Below are 16,517 nucleotides of genomic sequence, written 5' to 3'. Positions count from 1 at the left end.
CCGTGCGATTGTTCTGGTATTTGATTGAGGCTTTCCCACCGGTAAAAGGATTTCGTCATGAGCTATCGTACGCTGGGTCATTCGGGTTTACAGGTTTCCACCCTGACCCTGGGCACCATGATGTTCGGCGAACAGACCAGCACCGAAGATTCCCTGCGGATCATCGACAAGGCCTGGGACCAGGGCATCAATTTCATCGACACCGCAGACGTTTACACCAACGGCCGCTCCGAAGAGATCGTCGGCGAAGCGATTGCCGGTAACCGTCACGAATGGGTGCTGGCGACCAAGGTCGGTTTCGGCCCGGTAGACGGAGTGCCGAACCGCAGTGGTTTGAGCCGCAAGCACATATTCAATGGCATCGACGCCAGCCTGGCACGCCTGGGCACTGATTATCTCGACATCTATTACTTGCACCGCGAAGATCACAACACGCCATTGGAGGTCACGGTGTCGGCCATCGGCGATTTGATCCGCCAGGGCAAAATCCGCTATTGGGGCCTGTCGAACTACCGTGGCTGGCGCATCGCCGAGGTGATTCGTGTGGCCGATCAACTGGGCGTCGACCGGCCTGCCATCAGTCAGCCGCTGTACAACATCGTCAACCGTCAGGTGGAAACCGAGCAGATCACCGCCGCGCAAAATTATGGCCTGGGCGTGGTGCCTTACAGTCCACTGGCGCGCGGCGTGCTCAGCGGTAAATACGCACCAGACGTGAAGCCGGATGCCAATAGCCGAGCCGGCCGCGCAGACAAACGCATTCTGGAAACCGAATGGCGCATCGAATCACTGCGCATTGCTCAGCAGATCCAGCAGTACACGCAAGGGCGTGGCGTGGGCATCGTCGAATTCGCCATCGCCTGGGTGCTGAACAACAGCGCTGTCACCTCAGCCATCGTCGGCCCGCGTACCGAAGAACAATGGGATGCCTACACTAAGGCTCAGGCGGTGAAGATCACGGCGGAGGATGAAGCGTTCATTGATTCGCTGGTTGTGCCTGGGCATGCGTCGACGCCGGGGTTTAATGATGTGAGTCACTTTGTGCCGGGGCGTAAAGCCCGCTGACAGCAAAAGATCGCAGGCTTCGCCAGCGCCTACATAGATTGGGTGTACCCCAGTAGGAGCTGCCGAAGGCTGCGATCTTTATCTGGCGGCACATTCTCCGACCGAACCACGTATCCTCCGCCCCCGTTTAACGTTCAACTTCGCGAGGACAGTTTGTCTAAAGGTATTGCTCTATCGGTTTCAGCCTCGGTGCTGTTTGCCGTCATGTATTACTACACCTCGCTGCTCACGCCTTTGAGCGGTGTAGAAATTTTCGGCTGGCGGATGCTGCTGACCCTGCCGTGCATGACCGTGTTTATGGTGGTCTCCGGTGAATGGAAACGCGCGGTCGCCATCCTTAGCCTACTGGGCGGCAAACCCAAGTTACTCGCCGGCCTGATCGTTTCTTCGACGCTGCTTGGCCTTCAGCTCTGGCTGTTCATGTGGGCGCCACTCAACGGCTATAGCCTCGACGTGTCACTGGGCTATTTCCTGTTACCGCTTTCCATGGTTCTGACGGGGCGAATCGCTTATGGCGAGCGGTTGTCCTACCTGCAAAAGATCGCCGTGTTTTTTGCCTCTCTCGGCGTGCTCAACGAGCTGTATCAGGTCGGCGGTTTTTCCTGGGCGACCTTGCTGGTCGTCGTCGGTTATCCGCTCTACTTCATACTGCGCAAGCGGCTGGCCACAGACAATCTTGGTGGTTTGTGGGTGGACATGGCCTTGATGCTGCCGGTGGCGTTCTGGTTCGTTCAGGGCGGTGAACAGGGTTTCGGTGTGTTCGATCAACATCCGTGGCTGTCGCTGTTGATCCCGTTACTTGGGTTGATCAGTGCTTCGGCGCTGGTGGTTTACATCATCGCCAGCCGGCTGTTGCCGTTTAGCCTGTTCGGGCTGTTGAGCTATGTCGAGCCGGTGTTGTTGCTGGGCGTCGCGTTGCTGCTGGGGGAAAGCATCAAGGCCGGTGAATGGCTGACCTACATCCCGATTTGGTTCGCGGTGGTTGTTCTGGTATTCGAAGGGTTCAAACACCTGGTCCGGCATCGACGAAAATCGATGTAGGGCCGACACGAAAAAGCCCGGCCAGCATTGCTGCTGACCGGGCTTTTTTACATCCGAAACGGCTTAGTCGGTGGAGAGCACGCCACGACGAACCTGGTCGCGTTCGATGGATTCGAACAACGCCTTGAAGTTGCCTTCGCCGAAACCATCGTCGCCTTTACGCTGGATGAATTCGAAGAACACCGGGCCCATCAGGGTTTCGGAGAATATCTGCAGCAGCAGACGCTTGTCGCCGGACTCGGACGAACCGTCCAGCAGAATGCCGCGCAATTGCAGTTGATCGACCGGCTCACCGTGGTTTGGTAAACGGCCTTCGAGCATTTCGTAATAGGTTTCCGGAGGCGCGGTCATGAAGCGCATGCCGATTTTCTTCAGGCGATCCCAAGTGTCGATCAGGTTGTCGCTGAGGAACGCGACGTGCTGGATGCCTTCGCCGTTGAACTGCATCAGGAACTCTTCGATCTGCCCGGCACCCTTGGACGATTCTTCGTTCAACGGGATGCGAATCATGCCGTCCGGCGCGGTCATGGCCTTGGAGGTCAGGCCGGTGTATTCGCCCTTGATGTCGAAGTAACGGATTTCGCGGAAGTTGAACAGCTTCTCGTAGAAGTTGGCCCAGTAGGCCATGCGCCCGCGATAGACGTTGTGGGTCAGGTGATCGATGATCTTCAGGCCCGCGCCTTCCGGGTTACGGTCCACGCCTTCGATGAACACGAAGTCGATGTCGTAGATCGAACTGCCTTCGCCGAAACGGTCGATCAGGTACAGCGGCGCACCGCCGATGCCTTTGATCGCCGGCAGGTTCAGTTCCATCGGGCCGGTTTCGATGTGAATCGGCTGGGCGCCAAGTTCCAGGGCTCGGGCAAACGCCTGCTGGGCATTCTTGACGCGGAACGCCATACCGCACACCGACGGACCGTGCTCGGCCGCGAAGTACGAAGCGACGCTGTGAGGTTCGTTGTTGAGGATCAGGTTGATCTGGCCCTGGCGATACAGGTGCACATCTTTGGATCGGTGGGTCGCGACCTTGGTAAAGCCCATGATCTCAAAGATCGGCTCCAGGGTGTTTGGGGTCGGCGATGCGAACTCGATGAATTCAAAGCCCATCAGGCCCATTGGGTTTTCGTATAAATCTGCCATGGTTGGCGCCTCATCATTTTCTTATCAATTAACGGATCGTTAGTTGCTAGCAATGCTGAGACCGGCGGGCGGCGCGCAGGAGATGCCCCGCACGCTGCGGGCGAGGAAGTCACCGTAGATCAATTGAAACCCGAAACTCTTCATTGTCGACCCAAGGCTCTTGCGGGCGAGGCTTCTGCTGCCAGAAGACGATTATTCTTATATGCGTAACCCGATTCTACACAGCGTAAATAGGTTTGTCCGCCTTCTGTATCAAATCCCCTTTTTCCCTGCTCGCGCAAGGGGTTTGTTGCACAGGAAAATCCCCGCGAGGATCAGCCCTCCTCCCAGGCACATCGTCAGGGTCAACTGCTCGCCCAACAGCAGCGCACCGAGGATCACCGCTGTCAGCGGGTTCAGGGCGATGAACACACCTGATCGTGTCGCACCGATTTTGCGAATGCCGTCGTAATAGCCAATGTAGGCCAGCGCCGAACCCAATACGCCCAGGTACATCAGGCTCAACCATTGCTTTGGTCCGAGGCTAGCAAGTGCAGCAACACTCAACTCACCGCGAACAGCACTGGTCACCCACAGCATCAGCGTGCCCAACAGAATCGAGTACGTCACCGTTTGCACCGGTCCCAGGGTTTGATTCAGATCTTTGGAGAACAGCGAATAAACGCCCCAACCCAGAACACAGCCGAATATCAACAGATCGCCGATCCAGGCATCGGGATTGCCAGTCAACAATTGCGGGTTACGGCTGACGATCACCAGGCCCGCCCCGGCAATACAGATCGCAATCCCGATGACTTTTGCTCGACTCAAGCGTTCCTTGAATAACAACCATGATGCCAGGCCAATCACCGCCGGGTTCAACGCCACGATCAATGACGCCCGTGAAGCATTGATGTACTGCAGGCCATAAAAGAAGCACAGGTTGTAGAAAAAGATCCCGAAAAAACCCAGCAGCGCCAATTGCAGCCATTGCCTGGAACTGGGTCGGGCGAGAGGCACGCGGGCCAGTAGCAGAAACACCAGTAACGCCACGCTGGCCAACAAGAATCGCAGGCTGGCGGCGAACAAGGGGCTGAGGCTATCAGACAGAAACCGCCCGGCAACAAAAGTGCCGCCCCAGATCATGGTGACTGCAGCCAGTTTCAGATAAACCGGCACATCCGAAGGGTTGGACAGGCCCTGCTCACAGGTTGTCATAGGTTACCAGAACGAGATATCGGGGAAGATGACGTATCATCTGGCTAATACCTTGTCATCGTAAAATGAGTAAACACTCATGACCCTCACCCAATTGGAGATTTTTTCTCTGGTCGCCGAGCTTTCCGGTTTTACCGCGGCAGCCAATCGCTTGGGGATTTCCCAATCCGCGGTCTCTCACGCCCTCAAGTCGTTGGAACAGGAACTGGGTGTGGCGCTGCTGCGTCGGCATCAGTCCCAGGTCGAACTCAGCGACATCGGCCAACAGCTTTTGCCGCGCGCCCGGGCGATGCTGGGCCTGGCCAATACCTTGCGCCAGGAAGCGGCCGATGCTCGCGGAATGAAACGCGGCACGTTGCGCATCGGCTCGTTCGGGCCGACCTCGTCAATCAAATTATTGCCGCTGATCCTGCAGCATTACCGCGCTGCTCACCCGGGCATCGAGGTCCACATAGACGAAGGCCCGGACCGGCAGGTGATCCAGTGGCTGGAAGAGCGGCGTATTGATCTCGGCTTCGTGGTGTTGCCCGAGGATCGGTTCGACACCTTTACGCTGATCAAAGACCAGATGGTCGCGCTGCTGCCCGCCAATCATCCACTGGCCCTTCGCGACAGCCTGAGCTTGAGCGATTTGTGTAACGACCCCTTTGTGTTGACCGAGGCCGGTTCATCGGAACTGGTGTCGCGACTGTTCAGTGCCGCCCGGCTGACACCGAACATCCGTTATCGCTGCTCGCAACTCCTGAGTACGTTGGATACTGTTGGCCGAGGTGATGCGCTGACGATCGTCGCTGAAGGCTCATTGCCCGACGACAGTCGCTACGTGAAAAAACCACTGTCGCCTCCGGTCGCACGTCAGGTGGGTCTGGCGGTGCTGGACCAGCGCCAGTCATCACCTGCTGCGCTGGCTTTTATCAAATTGGCCGAGGGTCTGAACTACGGCTGAGCGGCACACGCGCCAAGAGCCAACTATCATGGCCTCTACCTGAACTCTTATTGGAAGGCGTCCCGTCCTGCCAGCATTTGAGAGCCCTATTTCATCGTTACAGGTTTCGCAAATGCCGTTGAACGTCAAATCTCGCCGCAAACGCAGCATCAGGATGGCTGTGACTCTACTGAGCGGATTACTCCCGGTGCTGCTGGGGTTCGCCATTCTCTATATGCAGGCTGAACGCGCACTCAAACACAGCACCGAGCAGAGCGCCGAAGAAGCCATTCGCCAATTCGAATTGATGCTCGACAACACCGCTCAGGCCGCGCACGAATTGCTGCCACTGGCCGGGCAAAACTGCAACGACGTCAAACTGGCCCTGCGCGAACAGGTCACCCGCCGTCCATTCGTGCGCTCGACCAATCTGGTGCAGGACAACAACCTTTATTGCAGTTCGCTGTTCGGCGACTATCAGGAAAAGGTCAATCCCGGCGACTACACCCAGGGCAAGTTGTGGCTCATGAACGGCAACCCGGTCACGCCCAATACCGCGTTGCTGGTGTATCGACTCAGTGAAGGAAACCAAGGGGCGCTGACCACCCTGTACGGTTACCACCTAAGTAATGTGCTGCGCCTGAGCGGCCGCAAGACATTGCTGCTACTGCAAGTCGGCCCCGATTGGTTGTCCGCCGATGGCAAGGTCCACGAAGGTGCCCTGCCCGCCTTGCCGGTGGCGCAAAGCACATTGACGTCCTCGCGTTACGCCTTCACGGTGGCGGCCGGTTTTCCCGAAGGTGAAACCTGGCGTTACATGACCAGGGAGTATCCACCGCTGTTCAGTTTGCTGATCTTCTTTGGTGTGGCTTCAGGTGCCATCGGGCACGCCCTGCAGAAGCGCTCGTCGTCGCCAAGCCATGAAATGCAGCGCGCTCTGGAAGCTGCGGAGTTCATTCCGTACTTTCAGCCTGTGGTGCATGGCGCCAGCAAAAAGTGGTCCGGCGCCGAGGTGCTGATGCGCTGGAATCATCCAAAGGAAGGTCTGGTGCATCCGGAACTGTTCATTCCGTTTGCCGAACACTCCGGGTTGATCGTGCCGATGACCCGCTCGTTGATGCAGCAGACCGCCGAACTGCTGGCGCCTGTTTCATCCTCATTCGAGGGAGCTTTCCACATCGGCATCAACATCACCGCCAGCCACTGCAAGGACCTGGAACTGGTCGATGATTGCCGCGAATTCCTCGGCGCCTTCTCACCGGGTGCCGTCTGCCTGGTGCTGGAGTTGACCGAGCGTGAACTCATCGAGCCGACGGCCATTACCCACCAACTGTTCGAGCAGCTCCACGTGCTGGGCGTGATGATCGCGATTGATGACTTTGGCACTGGCCACTCAAGCCTGGGTTACTTGCGTCAGTTCAATGTCGACTTTCTGAAAATCGACCAGAGTTTTGTCGCCATGATCGGTGTTGACGCGCTCTCACGGCACATTCTGGACACCATCATCGAACTCTCGGCCAAGCTCGATCTGGGTATCGTCGCCGAAGGTGTGGAAACCTCGGAGCAAAGTGATTATCTGACCGCTCACGGCGTGAACTTCCTGCAAGGTTATCTGTTCGGCCGGCCGATGCCCGGCGCAGAGTTCATTAACGCATTAAGTCATCATTAACTAGCGGCTCTAAGCGACGAGACAAGGAGACCGCGCACCCATTTGAATCAAAATACTACTGTTGTTACATGAACAAGACAGGATTTACTCTTGGCCAATTAACTACTACAATTTTTCATGCCTGCGCAAGATTGGCAGGTGAGCCACTATCACCGAGTCGCCTCAAGGCTCTTGGCTTATAGCTTTGTTTGCGGTTGGTATCAGCCAAACACACTATTGGAGTAAAGATATTGTCCAGACTCGCTGAATTTCGTGCAGCTGAAAAGGCCCTTCAAGAGCAGCTTAAACAGCTGGAATCCCTGAAGAACGATGCCGGGCTCAAGAAAGAAATCGAATTCGAAGAAAAGCTCCAGGGGCTGATGAAAACCTACGGCAAGAGCCTGCGCGACATCATCGCCATTCTCGATCCGAACCCGGCAAAATCCGGCCTGCAACAGGCAACAGCGCCTAAAACCCGCCGCGCTCGCGTGGTCAAGGTTTATCAGAATCCGCACACCGGTGAACTGATTGAAACCAAGGGTGGCAACCACCGCGGCCTGAAAGCCTGGAAGGAAAAATACGGTGCAGCTACCGTCGATTCCTGGCTGCGCGGCTAAGCACTCGCGGTGGCAAAAAAAGCCCTGCCAATGCAGGGCTTTTTCATGGACGCCTTCTAAATGCAACGATTGGCGCCGATTAACTCGTTACTTGTTGAATAACTTTGGGTTTAATCCCTTTGGGTATCTAAAAATTTCAGAATGCGCTGAAACCGGCGGCCATTGAAATCCTTAACTAAAGTTTCAAGCTGTTACGAGCTGCCTCTATTTCATCCTGACTTGCCTTATAAACCTCTGCCTGCCCCGCGTACGAAAGAACATAGGCCTTATCGGCATCCACGGCGGCAACCAATGTTTGAGAGAGCACATGCCTTCCGTTCTGCGTGATCGTGCAGGTAGTTTCCAGCGCTGATAAGCGGCTCAAGGTCGTCGGATGAATCTTGTTGCAGACACTTTGATAACCGCCTTGAAAGAAGTCCTTCTGCACCGACTTGCGCATCTCCAGCAACACGCCTTGCAGATCCACCTGATGACCGCTTTCCACCTGAGTCATGGTCAACTCCATCACCATCACCGGCGTGCCGCCCTGATCGTTTTTCACCGCGCGCTGGCGGACCACCTGGGGGTTGGTGTCATCTTTCGGGACGGATTCGACCTCCCAGCCGTTGGGCCAGGTCACGATTGGCTCGTCTGCGTGAGCGCAGGCAATCACTGAAAGCACACCAAACAGGACGGAGGTCGATTTACAGAATCGAGTCATTGCGATGAATACTCACGGATAGAACCGTAAAGTTTGAGCCTCGCCCGTCTGTCAGGCAATAGCCGACGGTTTGGATTTGGTGATGTGCGAGCCCTTGCGTATCATTGTCGACATTCGTTAGCCCCACTTATTTTCCGGAGGGCCCATGAGCCTGCACGAATTGAACACCTTCCCAGGCGTGACCGCCCAACCTGACACCGCCACCCAGAAGTTCGTCTTCAACCACACCATGCTGCGGGTCAAGGACATCACAAAGTCCCTGGATTTCTACACGCGCATCCTGGGTTTCTCGCTGGTAGAAAAACGCGACTTCCCGGAAGCCAAGTTCAGCCTGTACTTCCTGGCGCTGGTTGAGAAAAGCCAGATCCCGGCCGACGCCGCTGCTCGCACCGAGTGGATGAAGTCGATCCCCGGCATTCTTGAGTTGACCCACAACCACGGCACCGAGAACGACGCGGATTTCGCCTACCACAACGGCAACACTGACCCGCGCGGTTTTGGCCACATCTGCATCTCGGTGCCAGACATCCGCGCTGCCTGCGAGCGCTTCGAAGCGCTGGGCTGCGATTTCCAGAAACGCCTGGATGACGGCCGCATGAAGAGCCTGGCGTTCATCAAGGACCCGGATGCTTACTGGGTTGAAATCATTCAGCCTGCTCCAATGTAAAAAAAAGGGACGCGGACTGCATTCCCACGCAGAGCGCGGGTACGATCAGTGTGAGACACAAAAAACCCCATGATCGCTCATGGGGTTTTGTTTTCTCAGCGTCGGCGTTTTATGCCGGAGCCGAGCTCCGGATCAAGTGATCGAACGCGCTCAGGGAGGCTTTGGCGCCCTCGCCCACCGCGATCACAATTTGCTTGTATGGTACGGTAGTCACGTCACCGGCAGCGAACACACCTGGCATCGAGGTTTCACCGCGGGCATCGACGATGATCTCACCGCGAGGTGACAACTCGATGGTGCCTTTGAGCCAGTCTGTGTTGGGCAACAGACCGATCTGTACGAAGATCCCTTCCAGCTCGACGTTACGCAGTTCGTCCGACTGGCGATCCTTGTAACGCAGGCCGTTGACCTTCTGACCGTCGCCCATCACCTCAGTGGTTTGCGCACTGGTGATAACGGTGACGTTCGGCAAGCTGTGTAACTTGCGCTGCAAGACCGCATCGGCGCGCAGCTGTACATCAAACTCCAGCAGCGTTACGTGGGACACGATACCCGCCAGGTCGATGGCCGCTTCGACGCCGGAGTTACCGCCGCCAATCACCGCCACGCGCTTGCCTTTGAACAGCGGACCGTCGCAGTGCGGGCAATACGCCACGCCTTTGTTGCGGTATTGCTGCTCACCCGGGACGTTCATTTCACGCCACCGCGCACCGGTCGCCAGGATCACGGTCTTGGCTTTTAGGGTCGCGCCGCTGGCGAAGTGAATTTCGTGCAGCTCGCCACTCTTGCCCGGCACCAACTTGTCGGCGCGTTGCAGGTTCATGATGTCGACGTCGTATTGCTTGACGTGCTCTTCCAGCGCCACAGCCAGTTTTGGCCCTTCGGTTTCCTGCACGGAGATGAAGTTCTCGATGGCCATGGTGTCCAGCACCTGCCCACCAAAACGTTCAGCCGCCACACCGGTGCGAATGCCTTTGCGGGCTGCATAGATCGCGGCCGAAGCACCGGCCGGACCACCACCGACGACCAGCACGTCAAACGCTTCTTTGGCGCTGATCTTCTCGGCCTGACGCTCGATACCGCTGGTGTCGATTTTGGCGAGGATTTCTTCCAGGCCCATGCGGCCCTGGCCGAAGTTCACGCCGTTCAGGTAAACGCTTGGCACGGCCATGATCTGACGATCATCGACTTCGGCCTGGAACAGCGCGCCGTCGATAGCGACGTGGCGGATGTTCGGGTTGAGCACGGCCATCAAGTTCAACGCCTGGACCACGTCCGGGCAGTTCTGGCAGGACAGCGAGAAGTAAGTCTCGAAGCTGAACTCGCCTTTGAGCGAACGAATCTGTTCGATCACCTCAACGCTGGCCTTCGAAGGGTGGCCACCGACTTGCAGCAAGGCCAGCACCAACGAAGTGAATTCGTGGCCCATCGGGATGCCGGCGAAACGCAGGCTGATATCGGCACCCGGGCGGTTGATCGAGAACGATGGCTTACGCGCATCGTCACCGTTGTCGAGCAAGGTAATTTGGGTAGAAAGACTGGCAACGTCTTTGAGTAAAGCGAGCATTTCCTGGGATTTCGCACCGTCGTCGAGGGATGCAATAATCTCGATTGGCTGGGTGACCCGTTCCAGGTATGACTTCAACTGGGCTTTAAGATTGGCGTCCAACATACGGGCGATTTCCTTGATTTTGTAAAAAGTCGATTTGAAAAAAAACGCCCGAGCGAATCTCGCCCGGGCGTTTTTTAAAGGGCGGTTGCAGCTTACTTAGGTGCGGAAACCCGCCCTGGTGATGCTTTTTTCACAGACTTAGATCTTGCCGACCAGGTCCAGGGACGGAGCCAGAGTGGCCTCGCCTTCTTTCCACTTGGCTGGGCAAACCTGGCCTGGGTGAGCAGCGACGTACTGAGCAGCCTTGATTTTGCGCAGCAGTTCGGAAGCGTCACGACCCACACCGCCGTCGTTCAGCTCGACGATTTTGATCTGGCCTTCAGGGTTGATCACGAAGGTGCCGCGGTCAGCCAGACCTGCTTCTTCGATCAGCACGTCGAAGTTGCGGGAGATGGCGTGAGTCGGGTCGCCGATCATGGTGTACTGGATTTTGCCGATGGCTGGCGAAGTGTTGTGCCAGGCAGCGTGAGCAAAGTGGGTATCGGTGGAAACGCTGTAAATTTCGACGCCCAGCTTCTGGAATGCGTCGTAGTTGTCAGCCAGATCTTCCAGTTCGGTCGGGCAAACGAAGGTGAAGTCGGCTGGGTAGAAGAACACCACAGACCACTTGCCTTTCAGGTCAGCGTCCGACACTTGTACGAAGTCGCCATTTTTGTAGGCGGTAGCTTTGAACGGTTTAACTTGGCTGTTGATGATAGGCATCGATGACTCTCCGTCAGGGTTGAAAAGTTTGGTTGAGAAGTTGATGGAGTGAATCCTACCCACTCGATGGCCGGATGGCTCATTGGCAAAGCTCATGCTGCTCATTGGTTTTCGCTATTAGCCGAACGTATTAATAGAAGAAAACTTACTTAGCAACGCCAATGGTTTTTTCCGCGAGCGGTGTCATCCCGAGAAACGGGCTGGCTTCAACATAGCGCATGGCGGACTTCATATCCTTCCAGCCCACGTAACTCATCAAAGACTTCAAGTCCCACCCGCTTTGATGGGCCCAGGTGGCAAAACCGCGCCGCAAGGAGTGGCTGGTGTAATGCTCGGCCGGGATGCCGGCGCGCTCCAGCGCCTGGCGCAGTAACGGAATCACGCTGTTGGCGTGCAGCCCCTCCTCGCTCAAGTTGCCCCAACGGTCGATGCCCCGGAATACCGGTCCACGGACCAACGCTGATTCAGTGATCCAGTCGATGTACGCCTGCACCGGGCACAGGCGCTGCAGTGCTGGTGTCTGGTACGTTTTGCCGAGGTTTTCGCGGTCGCTCTTGGTTCGCGGCAAGTAGAGCGTGATGCCTGACTGAGCGACGGCTTTTACGTGCTCGATTTGCAAGCGGCACAACTCATCACTACGAAAGCCGCGCCAGAAGCCCAACAGGATCAGCGCCGTGTCACGCTTGGCCCTGAGCAGTCCCGGCTGATCACCTTCTGCCCTGGCGGTTTGCGCTTCCTGCTCCAGCCAAGCGACTACTTGCTCGAGATGCTGAAGCTGCAATGGCTCGGCCTGTTTCTCCTGAGCCGGGTGTAGCGCGCGAATGCCCTTGAACACCTGACGCACCACCGGCGCCTTGGTCGGGTCGTGAAAGCCCTGGCTGTTGTGCCATTGCGCCAGTGCTGACAAGCGCAACTTCAAGGTATTGATCGACAGCACGCCCGCGTGAGCGACGAGGTAACGCGCTACGCTGTCGCTGGTCGCCGGCAGGAATCCGCCCCAACTGACTTCGAAATGCTCTATAGCCGCCCGATAGCTGCGACGGGTGTTGTCGCGCGTGGCGGCCTGCAGGTAACGATCCAGCTCACTCATCGGCTCAACTCTCTAAAACGTACCGTTTTGGCAGGTGAAAACGCGCTACAGCGCTTATCACACGGGGTAATACCAGTATATCCCGCATCACTAACTTACATTATTTATCTTTATCGTCAGGATGGTACACTACGTAATTCAGTGGCATGTACCACAGTACGAAATCGTAGGAGAAGACATGGCTCGTGGCGGCGTTAATAAAGCAGTAGTGCAAGCGGCACGTTTGGCGATCCTTGCCCGAGGCGAAAACCCCAGCATCGACGCGGTACGGATCGAGATGGGCAATACCGGCTCAAAAACCACTATCCACCGCTATTTGAAGGAGCTGGACGACGGCAGCGAGCGCGCCGAAACGCCTTCTGAGCCCATTGATGATGAGCTGGCAAGCCTGGTCTCACGCTTGGCGCAACGCCTCAAGGAACAGGCGCAAGAACCCATCGACCAAGCACGCGCGCAGTTCGATCAGCAGCGAAAAGAGCTGGAAATACAGCTGAAGGAAGCTCAACAAGCCAATGCCGAATTGCATCAGCAATACGAAATTCAAAGCCTGGCACTGACTCAGGAATCCGAGGCGCTGCAAGAAACCCGTTCCATATTGCAGACCGAGCAAACCCGCAACGCCGGACTGAACCAGGCACTGGCCGATTTCGAATTACGCTTGAAAGACAAGGATGAGCAGATCCGCTCCCTTGAAGAGAAACACCTACATGCTCGCGACGCACTGGAACACTACCGCAACGCAGTCAAAGAACAGCGCGAGCAGGAGCAGCGCCGCCACGAAAGCCAGGTGCAGCAGATTCAGATGGAATTGCGCCAAGCTCAACAGAGCGCATTGGTGCGCCAGGATGAGATCACGCAACTGCACCGCGACAACGAGCGCTTGTTGACGGAGAACCGTGGCACCTTGAGAGAGTTGAGCCTGCTGCAGGATCAACTCAAACAAACCAATGCTCGACAGGATCAGTTCCTGGAACAGATCAACCGTATTGACAGCGAACGCACCCTCCTCCAGGAACGCTTGCACGCGGCCCAGCTGGAAAGCCAGTCGCTGAAGCAGAGCGTCGACGAGCAGTCGCAGATTAACAAAGGGTTGGAAATTGAGTTGCTCAAGACTCAGGCGAGACTGGATGAGAGCGTGCGCCTGGCGGCCGTCATTGCGATAGCGCCAGACGCATCAGAGCCCAAAAAGGACGATTAACCCGCGACCGGCGTGCGCAGGGTGACGAACTCTTCGGCGGCGGTCGGATGCACGCCGATGGTTTCGTCGAAATCGCGCTTGGTGGCGCCAGCCTTCAAGGCAATTGCCAGGCCTTGAACAATTTCCCCGGCATCCGGACCGACCATGTGGCAGCCCAGAACCTTGTCGGTCTTGGCGTCCACCACCAGCTTCATCAGGGTGCGCTCCTGGCATTCGGTCAGGGTCAGCTTCATTGGACGGAAGCGGCTTTCGAAGATCACCACCTCGTGCCCGGCCTCCCGGGCCTCTTCCTCGGTCAAGCCGACCGTGCCAATGTTCGGCAGGCTGAACACCGCGGTCGGAATCAGCTTGTAATCCACTGGGCGATATTGCTCAGGCTTGAACAAGCGTCGCGCCACGGCCATGCCTTCGGCCAGCGCGACTGGTGTCAGCTGAACCCGGCCGATCACATCGCCAAGCGCCAGGATGGACGGCTCTGCAGTCTGATACTGCTCGTCGACCTCGACGAAACCTTTCTTGTCGAGTTTTACGCCTGTGTTTTCCAGCCCAAGATTGTCGAGCATCGGGCGGCGACCGGTGGCGTAGAACACACAATCCGCCTCCAGCTCACGGCCATCCTTGAGCGTCACCTTCAGGCTGCCATCGGACTGCTTGTCGATACGTTCGATGTCGGCATTGAACTGTAGGTCCATGCCGCGCTTGGTCAGTTCTTCTTGCAGGTGCTTGCGCACTGCACCGTCGAAGCCACGCAGGAATAGCTCACCGCGATAAAGCAACGTGGTCTCGGCACCCAGACCGTGGAAGATTCCGGCGAACTCGACAGCGATATAACCACCGCCCACCACCAGAACGCGCTTGGGCAGTTCTTTGAGGAAGAACGCCTGGTTGGAACTGATCGCGTGTTCGTGCCCCGGAATCTCCGGAATCTGCGGCCAGCCGCCGGTAGCAATCAGGATGTTTTTGGCGGTGTAGCGCTCGCCATTGATCTCAACCTGGTGCGGATCAACGATCTTGGCGTGGCCTTCATGCAAGGTCACGCCGCTGTTAACCAGCAGGTTGCGATAGATGCCGTTCAGGCGATTGATCTCGCGATCCTTGTTGGCGATCAGGGTCGCCCAATCGAACTTCGCTTCGCCCGGCGTCCAGCCAAAACCTTGCGACTGCTCGAAGTCTTCGGCGAAGTGTGCGCCGTAGACCAACAGCTTCTTCGGTACGCAGCCGACATTCACACAAGTGCCACCTAGGTAGCGGCTCTCGGCCACAGCCACTTTCGCGCCAAAACCGGCAGCAAAACGCGCAGCCCGCACACCGCCGGAACCGGCGCCAATCACATAAAGGTCAAAATCGTAGGCCATGTTTTCAATCTCCTCGGCAGTCCACAAGCATACCCGCAGACATCCCTTGGGCAAGCGCTGCAAACGATATGGGGACGGAAAATGAAAAAGCCACCCGAAGGTGGCTTTTCAATACAAGTAGGTCAGAGGCTATTAGTAGGCCTTGCCAGTCTTGTAGAAGTTCTCGAAGCAGAAGTTGGTCGCCTCAATGTAGCCTTCAGCGCCACCGCAGTCGAAACGCTGGCCCTTGAATTTGTAGGCTATCACGCAACCGTTCTTCGCCTGCTTCATCAGGGCGTCGGTGATCTGGATCTCGCCGCCTTTTCCTGGCTCGGTTTGCTTGATCAGCTCGAAAATGTCCGGAGTCAGGATGTAACGACCGATGATCGCCAGGTTCGACGGAGCGTCTTCCGGAGCCGGTTTTTCGACCATGTTACGCACGCGGTACAGGTCATCAGCGATCAACTCGCCAGCGATCACGCCGTACTTGTTGGTTTCCTGCGGATCCACTTCCTGGATCGCGACGATGGTGCAGCGATACTGCTCGTACAGCTTGACCATCTGGGTCAGTACGCCGTCGCCTTCGAGGTTGACGCACAAGTCGTCCGCCAGCACTACCGCGAACGGTTCGTCACCGATCAATGGGCGGCCAGTCAGGATCGCGTGGCCCAAGCCTTTCATTTCGGTCTGACGGGTGTAGGAGAACGAGCATTCGTCGAGCAGTTTACGGATACCAACCAGGTATTTTTCCTTGTCGGTGCCCTTGATCTGGTTTTCCAACTCATAGCTGATGTCGAAGTGGTCTTCCAGCGCGCGTTTGCCGCGACCGGTGACGATGGAGATTTCGGTCAACCCAGCGTCCAGTGCTTCTTCGACGCCGTACTGGATCAGTGGCTTGTTTACCACCGGCAGCATTTCTTTGGGCATGGCTTTAGTCGCTGGCAGGAAGCGAGTACCGTAACCGGCTGCTGGGAACAAGCATTTCTTGATCATAAAAGTCCTTGATAGGGCTGTGTGTACGAGTTTCGGCGCAGTCTAATCAGGCGGCGAGCACCTTACAATGCCCCGCGCTGGCTAACCGATGCCATCATAGAGAAATATTCTCGCGGATAGTTCCCGAGATAGCTCCGCAGCCTTTATAGATAGCACAGACCATCAGATCTGCACGGCCGCGAATCGCACAACCCTACACCATCAGCACCCGCTGAGTGAATTTGGCGCTATCATTGCGCGATTGAACCAGTCAACGAGGCAGATAGATGTCGGTAGCAAAAAGCGTCAACGGATACCTGATCAATCAGGCAAAAGACGGACAGTGGTGGGTAGACAGTGCAGGCGGCGAAAATATCGCCGGGCCTTTCCCTACCGAAGCGTTGGCGATTGAGGTGGCATCGGTGTTGCAAGATCAACCCGCAGGCCCAAAACGACGCGGCAAGGATAAGTCCTGAGAAACACCTGACTCGACCAAAGCCCTGCTGTAACGCAGGGCTTTTTTGTAATTATCTGCAATGAAGTGGCCAT

At 56.7% G+C, this 16,517-nt stretch carries 16 protein-coding genes; 8 read left to right on the top strand and 8 right to left on the bottom strand.

What is annotated here, in order from left to right; all coding sequences use genetic code 11:
* Window positions 1-57 precede the first annotated feature (57 nt).
* Both ACYZTU_RS14250 and rarD read left to right on the top strand, forming a co-directional pair.
* On the top strand, window positions 58-1,065 hold the full coding sequence (locus ACYZTU_RS14250) for an aldo/keto reductase (protein WP_461963637.1): 1,008 nt from the start codon (window positions 58-60) through the stop codon (window positions 1,063-1,065).
* A 153-nt stretch (window positions 1,066-1,218) separates the two neighbouring features.
* Window positions 1,219-2,106: an EamA family transporter RarD gene (rarD, locus tag ACYZTU_RS14245; protein WP_461963635.1), complete on the top strand. Its 888-nt coding sequence runs from the start codon at window positions 1,219-1,221 to the stop codon at window positions 2,104-2,106.
* Window positions 2,107-2,169: 63 nt separating this feature from the next.
* On the opposite strand, the gene hppD is transcribed toward rarD, so the two are convergent.
* Window positions 2,170-3,246, bottom strand: a complete 1,077-nt coding sequence (hppD, locus tag ACYZTU_RS14240; RefSeq protein ID WP_461963633.1) for a 4-hydroxyphenylpyruvate dioxygenase — start codon at window positions 3,244-3,246, stop codon at window positions 2,170-2,172.
* A 252-nt stretch (window positions 3,247-3,498) separates the two neighbouring features.
* Complete coding sequence (locus tag ACYZTU_RS14235) at window positions 3,499-4,443, bottom strand: DMT family transporter (protein WP_461963631.1); 945 nt, start codon at window positions 4,441-4,443, stop codon at window positions 3,499-3,501.
* A gap of 79 nt (window positions 4,444-4,522) precedes the next feature.
* On the opposite strand from ACYZTU_RS14235, the gene ACYZTU_RS14230 reads away from it, so the two are divergent.
* The 3 genes from ACYZTU_RS14230 (at window position 4,523) to ACYZTU_RS14220 (ending at window position 7,633) form a co-directional block, all read left to right on the top strand.
* A complete protein-coding gene (locus tag ACYZTU_RS14230; protein ID WP_461963629.1) occupies window positions 4,523-5,389 on the top strand; it encodes a LysR family transcriptional regulator in 867 nt (288 codons plus the stop codon).
* Between the two features lie 112 nt (window positions 5,390-5,501).
* Window positions 5,502-7,037: an EAL domain-containing protein gene (locus ACYZTU_RS14225; RefSeq protein ID WP_461963628.1), complete on the top strand. Its 1,536-nt coding sequence runs from the start codon at window positions 5,502-5,504 to the stop codon at window positions 7,035-7,037.
* Window positions 7,038-7,267: 230 nt separating this feature from the next.
* On the top strand, window positions 7,268-7,633 hold the full coding sequence (locus tag ACYZTU_RS14220; protein ID WP_461963627.1) for a histone-like nucleoid-structuring protein, MvaT/MvaU family: 366 nt from the start codon (window positions 7,268-7,270) through the stop codon (window positions 7,631-7,633).
* Between the two features lie 175 nt (window positions 7,634-7,808).
* On the opposite strand, the gene ACYZTU_RS14215 is transcribed toward ACYZTU_RS14220, so the two are convergent.
* Window positions 7,809-8,333: a DUF4946 domain-containing protein gene (locus tag ACYZTU_RS14215; RefSeq protein ID WP_461963625.1), complete on the bottom strand. Its 525-nt coding sequence runs from the start codon at window positions 8,331-8,333 to the stop codon at window positions 7,809-7,811.
* A gap of 145 nt (window positions 8,334-8,478) precedes the next feature.
* On the opposite strand from ACYZTU_RS14215, the gene gloA reads away from it, so the two are divergent.
* Window positions 8,479-9,000: a lactoylglutathione lyase gene (gene gloA / locus ACYZTU_RS14210; protein WP_461963622.1), complete on the top strand. Its 522-nt coding sequence runs from the start codon at window positions 8,479-8,481 to the stop codon at window positions 8,998-9,000.
* Between the two features lie 109 nt (window positions 9,001-9,109).
* On the opposite strand, the gene ahpF is transcribed toward gloA, so the two are convergent.
* The 3 genes from ahpF to ACYZTU_RS14195 form a co-directional block, all read right to left on the bottom strand.
* Window positions 9,110-10,672: an alkyl hydroperoxide reductase subunit F gene (ahpF, locus tag ACYZTU_RS14205; protein ID WP_461963620.1), complete on the bottom strand. Its 1,563-nt coding sequence runs from the start codon at window positions 10,670-10,672 to the stop codon at window positions 9,110-9,112.
* A 138-nt stretch (window positions 10,673-10,810) separates the two neighbouring features.
* The gene (gene ahpC / locus ACYZTU_RS14200; protein WP_008155117.1) at window positions 10,811-11,374 is read right to left on the bottom strand and encodes an alkyl hydroperoxide reductase subunit C; all 564 of its coding nucleotides are present in this window, start codon (window positions 11,372-11,374) and stop codon (window positions 10,811-10,813) included.
* A gap of 145 nt (window positions 11,375-11,519) precedes the next feature.
* Window positions 11,520-12,464, bottom strand: a complete 945-nt coding sequence (locus ACYZTU_RS14195; RefSeq protein WP_461963618.1) for a site-specific integrase — start codon at window positions 12,462-12,464, stop codon at window positions 11,520-11,522.
* A gap of 178 nt (window positions 12,465-12,642) precedes the next feature.
* Between ACYZTU_RS14195 and ACYZTU_RS14190 the strand changes: the two genes are divergently transcribed.
* Window positions 12,643-13,662, top strand: a complete 1,020-nt coding sequence (locus ACYZTU_RS14190) for a DNA-binding protein (protein WP_461963616.1) — start codon at window positions 12,643-12,645, stop codon at window positions 13,660-13,662.
* Here ACYZTU_RS14190 and gorA read toward each other — a convergent pair.
* Window positions 13,659-15,017 (bottom strand): glutathione-disulfide reductase, encoded by a 1,359-nt coding sequence (gorA, locus tag ACYZTU_RS14185; RefSeq protein ID WP_461963614.1) that lies wholly within the window; start codon window positions 15,015-15,017, stop codon window positions 13,659-13,661. The genes ACYZTU_RS14190 and gorA overlap by 4 nt on opposite strands.
* Before the next feature lie 132 nt (window positions 15,018-15,149).
* Entirely contained in the window at window positions 15,150-15,989 is an 840-nt protein-coding gene (gene galU / locus ACYZTU_RS14180; RefSeq protein ID WP_056739849.1) for a UTP--glucose-1-phosphate uridylyltransferase GalU, read from the bottom strand.
* A gap of 266 nt (window positions 15,990-16,255) precedes the next feature.
* Here galU and ACYZTU_RS14175 point away from each other — a divergent pair, with 266 nt between their 5' ends.
* Window positions 16,256-16,444 carry a hypothetical protein gene (locus tag ACYZTU_RS14175; RefSeq protein WP_461963612.1) on the top strand — a complete coding sequence of 63 codons (189 nt, stop codon included), beginning with the start codon at window positions 16,256-16,258 and terminating at the stop codon, window positions 16,442-16,444.
* The last annotated feature ends 73 nt before the right edge of the window (window positions 16,445-16,517 follow it).

The organism is Pseudomonas sp. HLT2-19-2 (assembly GCF_054898005.1).
The sequence above is the reverse complement of the archived record's forward strand: the minus strand, read 5'-3'. Positions and strand labels throughout refer to the sequence as shown.